The 8,111-nt window shown below is 65.2% G+C and carries 7 protein-coding genes; 3 read left to right on the top strand and 4 right to left on the bottom strand.

Translation table 11 applies throughout. The annotated features are described in order from the left end of the window. Positions 1-110 precede the first annotated feature (110 nt). From Q8814_RS22610 to Q8814_RS22620, 3 genes are all read right to left on the bottom strand, one after another. Positions 111-1,187: a sugar transferase gene (locus tag Q8814_RS22610; RefSeq protein WP_330154221.1), complete on the bottom strand. Its 1,077-nt coding sequence runs from the start codon at positions 1,185-1,187 to the stop codon at positions 111-113. A 113-nt stretch (positions 1,188-1,300) separates the two neighbouring features. After that, positions 1,301-2,470, bottom strand: coding sequence for an alkane 1-monooxygenase (locus Q8814_RS22615; protein WP_330154222.1), 1,170 nt, complete (start codon positions 2,468-2,470; stop codon positions 1,301-1,303). Between the two features lie 198 nt (positions 2,471-2,668). Then, entirely contained in the window at positions 2,669-2,872 is a 204-nt protein-coding gene (locus Q8814_RS22620) for a cold-shock protein (RefSeq protein ID WP_330154223.1), read from the bottom strand. A 160-nt stretch (positions 2,873-3,032) separates the two neighbouring features. Here Q8814_RS22620 and Q8814_RS22625 point away from each other — a divergent pair, with 160 nt between their 5' ends. Both Q8814_RS22625 and Q8814_RS22630 read left to right on the top strand, forming a co-directional pair. After that, the gene (locus Q8814_RS22625; protein WP_330154227.1) at positions 3,033-4,301 is read left to right on the top strand and encodes a pyridoxal phosphate-dependent aminotransferase; all 1,269 of its coding nucleotides are present in this window, start codon (positions 3,033-3,035) and stop codon (positions 4,299-4,301) included. 372 nt (positions 4,302-4,673) lie between these two features. Next, positions 4,674-5,930, top strand: coding sequence for a YibE/F family protein (locus Q8814_RS22630; RefSeq protein ID WP_330154224.1), 1,257 nt, complete (start codon positions 4,674-4,676; stop codon positions 5,928-5,930). A 9-nt stretch (positions 5,931-5,939) separates the two neighbouring features. Here the strand turns inward: Q8814_RS22630 and Q8814_RS22635 are convergent, their stop codons facing one another. After that, entirely contained in the window at positions 5,940-7,319 is a 1,380-nt protein-coding gene (locus Q8814_RS22635) for an Hsp70 family protein (protein ID WP_330154225.1), read from the bottom strand. A gap of 207 nt (positions 7,320-7,526) precedes the next feature. Between Q8814_RS22635 and Q8814_RS22640 the strand changes: the two genes are divergently transcribed. Further along, complete coding sequence (locus Q8814_RS22640) at positions 7,527-8,042, top strand: arsenate reductase/protein-tyrosine-phosphatase family protein (RefSeq protein ID WP_330154226.1); 516 nt, start codon at positions 7,527-7,529, stop codon at positions 8,040-8,042. Positions 8,043-8,111 lie beyond the last annotated feature (69 nt).

Raw genomic sequence — 8,111 nt, forward strand, 5'->3', positions numbered from 1 at the left:
CTGCTCACCACCCGATGGCAAGCCCTCAACAGGATCACTCTGTGCCCCAAACGAATCGGCTCCATCACCCAAGCAGCGCTTGTCCTGACGCAATTCGAGCATGCAGGTCGCTATTGAGAAAACCTCAATGGTCGGCCATCCAGTCCGATACGGACGGATTTGTAGAAAACGGGACCTTTACTGGTGAGTTTGACCGCAATAGCCGCCGCAATCATCAACGGACTGACGAACAGCAATACCAGCAGAGAAAACACAACGTCGAATGAAGTTTTCGCGAAGCTCTTTGCGCCGTGATATTGCGGCTTCTCGACGTGAATCAGAGGGAGACCCGCGACCGGCCGCATCTCGAGGCGCGGACCGGAAATATCGATGATTCCCGGTGCGACCACTAGGTCGACTCCCGAATCCTCCAATTCCCACAGCAGATCCCGGATGCCACGATGCCCGACCCTCTCGGTGGCGGTGATCACGACCGTGTCGGCGCCGGTGTGTTCCAGTGCGGCCACGACATCGCCTTCGCTGCCGAGCAGGGGAACCTCGGAACCGGCCGCGCGAATGGTGCCGCCGCGGAGACCTTCGGGACCCGGTATGCAGGCACCCACGACCCGGTACCCGTGGGCTGTGCCTCTCGAAAACGATTCGATCAGGTCCTCGACGGAACGCTGACTACCTACGACCAGCACTGTGGTCTGCAACTGCCCGCGTTCGCGCCAGCGCGCAACTCGCCTGCGCCAGAGCCATCGACCGAGCATCAGGCCGGTCAAACCCATCGGCAGGGCGATGGCGAGATAGAGGCGGGCCAGGTCCAGACCTGCGAGCAGCGCCACGATGGCTACGAAACCGAAGAGCCAGAACGTCGACGAGATGATTCGGCGGTATTCCTCGTCGCCGCTTCCCACCACACGGGGGGACCTGGTACGGAAGATCGCCAGGGCACACAACCACAGGGCAACGAGGCCGACGGTGACGATGCCGTAACCGAGGAACCTGACCGCTTTGGATTGGACCTGCACATCGAAAGTCCCGAATCGAACCCACTGTGCCGTCAGAACCGCGGCGAGGACGGTCACGGTGTCGGTGATCACCAGACGTTTCACATACGCCGCTACCCACTGGCGACGCGCTACCGCGCCGGGATCCGATAAGACAATCGGATCTTCGACGGATTCACGCGTGGGCAACGCCACGAACACTCCTGACACTCATTTCGGAGATTACAGGTTACGAATCGCGGCGAATTTACTATATGTTACGGGGGGTAAACGTGAGTTATGTCGCATCACAAAAGGGCAAATGACACTTAACCCGCGAACAATTCCTTCCGTTTCGGAGGGTGAATGTTGATGCGGGTGAGGTCGTGATCGTAGTGCGCGAGCAGCCGTGGATCCATTACGCGGCGCCATAGTGGCGGCACGAGCGCCATCAGGATGAGGACCGCGTAGCCGGCGGGTAGCTGTGGCGCTTCCGGCATCGATCGCAGCGTCTGGTAGCGACGCAGTGGATTGGCGTGGTGGTCGCTGTGCCGCTGCAGGTTGTAGAGAAACAGGTTCGAGCACACGTGGTTGCTGTTCCAGCTGTGCTCGGGCGCGACCCGGCGGTACTTGCCGTCGGCGCGTTTTTCCCGCAGCAGCCCGTAGTGCTCGAGATAGTTGGCGCCCTCGAGGAACATGACGGCCATGACGGCCTGGGCCACCAGCCACGGCGCGATCTGCCAGCCGAAGACAGCGATGAGGGCCGCATACAGCACCACGCTCATCGCCCACGCGTTCAGGACGTTGTTGTGGCGCAGGCTCCACGTCGACTTCCCGCGCCGGCCCAGCCGCGCCTTCTCGTACCGCCATGCCGACCGCAGGCTCCCGGAGACCGACCGTGGCAGGAAGCGCCAGTAGCTTTCCCCGAAGCGGGCGGTGGCCGGATCGTCCGGAGTCGCGACCCGGATGTGGTGACCGTAGTTGTGCTCGACGTAGAAGTGTCCGTAGAAGGACTGGGCAAGGGCGATCTTGGCGAGCCATCGCTCGACGGTCGTGCGTTTGTGGCCGAGCTCGTGTGCGGCGTTGATGCCGACCCCACCGACGATGCCGAGTGTCGCGGCCATCGCGAACCGTTCGGCACCACCCATCGGCTGCGACACCAACATGTAGCAGCCGAAGATCAGGCCGGCGTACTGCACCGGCAAATAGACGTAGGTGCAGTACCGGTAATACCGGTCGTTCTCGAGCGCCTTCATGGCGGACTCGGGCGGATTGGCCGTGTCGAGCTTGGCGAAGACGTCGATGAGCGGGCAGATCACCGCGATGATGATGGCCCCGGACGCCCAGAACACCCCCAGTTCGAGGTATCGCACCAGCACATACGCCAGGAACGGGCTCAGCGGTATCACCAGCCCGTACAGCCACAGGTACCGCTTGCGATCTCTCCATCGCGCCGCCACGCCCAGCACGGCATCCTCGTCGTTCTGTACTGCAGCCACGCTGCTCCCATCCGCGCACGCCTGAGTCGCCGACGACTACAAGCACGATTTTCTGTAACCCCCCGAACCGGATAAAGAGTACCGAAGGATGCGCGCTATCTCCTCATCGCGGGTGAGATCGGCGCGCTGGCGCGGACGACAACGGCGACGTCGCATCGAACGATGCAACGCCGCCGTTGTGGAACAACTAGGGGCAGGTCAGATGATGTGAACACCCTGGGCCTGCGGGCCCTTCTGTCCCTGGCCGATTTCGAACTCGACGCGAGCCCCCTCATCGAGCGACTTGAAACCGCTGCCCTGGATCTCGGAGTAGTGGACGAAGACGTCTGCGCCCCCACCGTCCTGCTCGATGAATCCGAAGCCCTTCTCCGCGTTGAACCACTTGACTGTTCCCTGCGCCATACCACTTACTCCTAATTCGATCCGCACGTTCCCAACGCGACGGCCTTGCTGGAAAACCCATCATTGCATCGATCCGGACATTCGTCGCCCCTAGAATTGAGATTGTTTTGCTCGTGTCGTGAAAACGGTGGTTGAAATGCGTTTGCGGCGTGGTGGCACCATGTACTGCGTGACTATCGGAGAGCAGCAGGGCCACCTGCACCATCGCATCACCCGGAAGCTCGAGCAGTCGTCGAAGCTGCAGAACGTGCTGTACGAGATCCGCGGGCCCGTGCACGCCCACGCCGCCCGGCTCGAGGCCGAGGGTCACCGCATTCTCAAGCTCAACATCGGCAATCCCGCGCCGTTCGGCTTCGAAGCCCCCGACACGATCGTGCAGGACATGATCGCGTCCTTGCCGAGCGCTCAGGGCTACTCCGAGTCCAAGGGCATCGCGTCGGCCCGACGCGCGATCGTCACCCGATACGAACTGGTGCCGGGCTTCCCGAAGTTCGACATCAACGATGTCTACCTGGGCAACGGCGTGTCCGAGCTCATCACGATGACGATGCAGGCGCTGCTCGACGACGGCGACGAGGTGCTCATCCCGGCACCCGACTATCCGCTGTGGACGGCCATGACTTCTCTCGCCGGCGGTACGCCGGTGCACTACCTGTGCGACGAGAGCAACGACTGGAACCCGGATATCGCCGACATCGAATCCAAGATCACCGAGCGCACCAAGGCGCTGCTCGTCATCAACCCGAACAATCCGACGGGCGCCGTGTACTCACACGAGGTGCTCACCCAGCTGGTCGCGCTCGCGCGCAAGCACCAGCTGCTGCTGCTCGCCGACGAGATCTACGACAAGATCCTGTACGACGATTCGAAGCACGTCTCCCTGGCCACGCTGGCACCCGATCTGTTGTGCCTGACCTACAACGGCCTGTCGAAGGCCTACCGTGTCGCGGGCTACCGCTCGGGCTGGATGGTCATCACCGGTCCGACCGAGCACGCGCAGGGCTTCCTCGAGGGCGTCGACCTGCTCGCGTCGACCCGCCTGTGCCCGAACGTGCCGGCTCAGCACGCCATCCAGGTTGCCCTCGGTGGTTACCAGAGCATCGACGACCTGGTCCTGCCCGGCGGCCGGCTGCTCGAGCAGCGCGACGTCGCGTGGGAGCGGCTCAACGCCATCCCCGGCGTCAGCTGCGTCAAGCCCCGGGGCGCGCTGTACGCGTTCCCGCGGCTCGATCCGGAGGTCTACGAGATCCACGACGACGAGAGGTTGGTTCAGGATCTGCTGCTGCAGGAAAAGATCCTCATGGTCCAGGGCACCGGCTTCAACTGGCCCGATCACGACCATCTCCGAATCGTGACTCTGCCGTGGGCACGTGATCTCGCGGTTGCTATCGAGCGGTTCGGCAATTTCCTGTCGAGCTACAAGCAGTAGCTCGACCAGCGCCGACACGCCCAGGGCGGGAGGACACGCCGACCGTTGCGTAACGGTGACCTAAGGGCTCCCTTGCGCGTGTGCGCAGGTTAGGGAACTTATGGCGGTGTTCTCGCGGGTCTTTTGTCCTTTCGTGATCAGAGACCGTGATCAGAGACACAGGGCAGGTCGCATACCAAATCGTTGAAAAAGCGAGTAGCTTTGGGTTCAGCACGTTAAGTCGTGCTGGGCTCCCTGACCGATCGCCATCCCCCCTGTGCGAGGTCAGGTGAAGGTGGCGGGGACAACCCCCCCTGCTCCCCGCCACCACCAGCCCATTTCATTCGATCGGCCCCATCCCGCCCCTGCTGTGGACACGGCTAGCCTGTTCCCGTGAATCATGGACACGGCCACGGGCACGGCCACTTCGAGGGCCCCGCGCCGCTCGGGCCGCTCGCCGCGAAGATCGTCATCGGTTTGCTCTCCGCGATCGGCGCGCTCGTTCTGCTCGGCACGATCCTGCTGTGGCCCAGCAACCAATCCGTCGAAGTCCCCGCTCCGTTCCAGACGACCGGAGGCGACGCCGTCGTCACCGTGGCAGCCACCGTCGTCGAACACGACACCGGCGCGTGCGGCAGCATATCGGCGGGACGCGTCTTCACCGGCGACCCGGTTCCGCCGGCCACCGGCGTCTACGAGTGCGACCGCAGCGTCCTGTCCATCGAGTCCGGCCCCGACGCCGGCACCAACACCCTGCTCGAAGTGGTTCCCGGACCGGGCCAGCCCGAACTGCAGACCGGCGACGAACTGCGCCTCGTACGCCAGACCGATCCCAGCGGCGCCACCCAATACTCGTTCTACGACTTCGCCCGGAGCTTGCCGCTGGGGCTGATCGTCGCGGTGTTCGCGGTGACCGTCATCGCGGTCGCGCGGTGGCGGGGCCTGCGGGCCCTGATCGGACTCGGTGTCGCGTTCGGGGTGCTGGTCATATTCATGCTCCCGGCGCTGCTCGACGGCAAACCGGCCGTCCCCGTCGCGCTGGTGGGCGGTGCGCTGATCCTCTATGCGGTGCTCTATCTCGCACACGGCGTCAATCTGCGCACCAGCTCGGCCCTGCTCGGCACCCTCGCCTCGATGGCCCTCGCCGCGCTCCTGTCCTACGTGGCGATCCGCATGACCCACCTGACCGGCCTGTCGGAAGAACAGAACACCGATGTCCAGATGTACATCGGACACGTGTCGATCTCGGGTCTGCTGCTGGCCGGATTCATCATCGGCTCACTCGGTGTGCTCAACGACGTGACGATCACGCAGGCGTCGTCCGCGTTCGAGCTGGCCGCGCTCGATCCGGACACGTCGCGGCGGGAGATCTTCTCGTCGGCGATGCGCGTGGGCCGCGACCACATCGCCAGCACCGTCTACACCCTCGTGCTCGCCTACGCCGGTGGCGCCCTGCCGCTGCTACTGCTCTTCTCCGTCGCGGGCCGATCCATCTCCGACGTCATCACCGGCGACGCCGTCGCGATCGAGATCGTGCGCGCCTGCGTCGGCGGTGTGGCCCTGACCCTCTCGGTGCCGTTGACCACGGCCATCGCGGCGGTGCTTTCGCGCGCGGGCGGACCACCGAAGCCCGCCCGTCACGCCCTCTGACTCCACGTGTCAGCCGGGGAAGCGGAACTCCGGCAGTCGGGGCAGTTCGAGGGTCGGCAGCGGCGGCAGCGTCGGGACCGGGACGTTCAGGCCCGGGATCATCGCCGGTGGCGGCGGGGGCTCGGGCGCCGACGGCACCGGCCGCGGCTGCGTCGACTCCGTGGTCGGGGGTGCCGTGGTCGTGGTGGTCACCGGCGCCGGCGCGACCGCGGGCTGCGGCAGCGAACGCTTCGGCGTCGTCGGGGTGGTGATGGTTTGCGTGGGGCCGGCCTCGTCGCTGGGCGCACCGAAGACGGTATTGCCCGCGCCCAGCGCGACACCGATCACCGCGACCACGGCCAGCGCGGTCCCGGCGAGCCCGGCTCCTGAGATCTGCTTTCCGCTCACGGACGGGCCGCGCCCGCTCAGCGCCGCCCACCAGGGTGCCTTCGATGTCGGCTCCGGATCGCGGGACGACGACGCGACCGTGGCGGTGATCACCGGGATGCGCTCGGTTTCCTCCCCCACCGACGCAGCCGGTGGCGCCGCCTCTCGTGCCTCTCGTCGCGGCGGAACGATGCGGGTGAAAGCGCTGGAGGGTTTCGGCGATGCGGGCCGGTCGGCAAGCATCGCGCCGCCCTTGGCGAGGACGAGTTCGGGCTCGTGCGGCACCACGAGCGGCAGTTTCAGCCACGACCGCAGCACTTCCTGCACGAGCGGGACATGGGCACCGCCCCCGAGCAGCACCACCGCTTCGGGATTGAGACCCGAACGGGCGATGACGTTGTGCACGAACTGCGCGGACGACTCGACACACTGGGCGATGAGCGGGTCGAAGGTGTCGCGGGACATGAGCACGACACCGGCCGCTCCGGGAACCGCCACGGTGCCGGTCTGCGACAGCTTTTCCTTGGCCTCACGGCACTGCGACGACAGCTCGTCGTCGGTGGCCGGGTCGTCGGGCCGCCACACTACGTTGGTGCCGAGCTGGTGTTCGCGGATGACGTTGTCGAAGATGCGGCCGCCGATACTGTCGGTGCGTTCGGCAAGGATCTCCCGGGTGCCCAGGTCGACGACCGTGACGGTGAGCCCGGCGTCGCCGAGGTCGTAGAACACCGCGGTCTTGCTGCCGAGTTCGCCGGTGGCCTGCAGGTACGCCAGGGCCGCTTCGGGCTCGGAGACGAGGGTGTACCGGTCGACGTTCTCCACGGTCATCGCCGCGCGGATGCGGTCGGCCTGTGCCTGGTCGCGGTAGACGATGCCGACCGAGTCGATCGAGTCGCCTGCTACACCTGTCTGGAACAGAACGCCCAGCGTGCCGGCGGCGAGCCGGGCCGGGTCGTCCTTACCTGTTTCCACTATCTGGAATTGGAAGCCTGCGGAGGGTGTCGTCCGATCGATGGGACGCACAATCCGTACGGCACTCTCCCCCACGGTTACCCCGAGAACCGAACTCATCAGCCGCCTTCGACAGTGGTGTGCGCCAGCTTGTCGAGCCCCCCGGCGCTTTCCGAACGAACCGATCGTACCCAACGTCCGTTTTTTGGCTACAGCTGTAACCCTCGGAAGAGGTTCCCACGTCCGGACGAAGCAATGCACTTCCCATACGATCGACGGATGCGGGTTCTGTATGTGTGCACACGAAATACTTGTCTATCCCCCACTGCGGAGCGTTTGACCACCGCATATGCCGAGGAATGCGGACGGCCCGCACTCACCGCGCACAGCGCGGGCACCGGCGCGATGGTCGGTCACGGAATGGAACCCACCGCGGCTCTGGTCCTGCAGCAGCTCGGCGGCACTTCGGAGGGATTCGTGGCCCGCCCGCTGGACACGGCGATCGCGCAGGACTCCGACATGATCATCACGATGAGTGAACAGCAGCGGAGGTCCGTCATCGAAGCCGCGCCGGACATGACGCGCAGCGTGTTCACCTTGCGGGAAGCCGCGCGGCTGCAGCAGATCAGTGGCGCAGCGACGGTCGCAGAATTGACGGCCGCCCGGACCCAGCTCTCTGCGTCCGAGCCGGAAGACATCGTCGATCCGACCGGCAGCGACGAGGAGACGTTCATCACGGTGGGATCCGAGATCGCAGATCTGTTGATACCGCTTCTCGCGCGAATCCAGGAGTGAGTCGAACCTCGACGACCGGCTGCCGCGGCGGCCGGTGAACGAGTGGTCGCGGGGCGCCGGCCGGGGTGT

It is taken from the genome of Rhodococcus chondri (genome assembly GCF_036327435.1).
In the GTDB taxonomy this organism is placed as follows: domain Bacteria; phylum Actinomycetota; class Actinomycetes; order Mycobacteriales; family Mycobacteriaceae; genus Rhodococcus; species Rhodococcus chondri.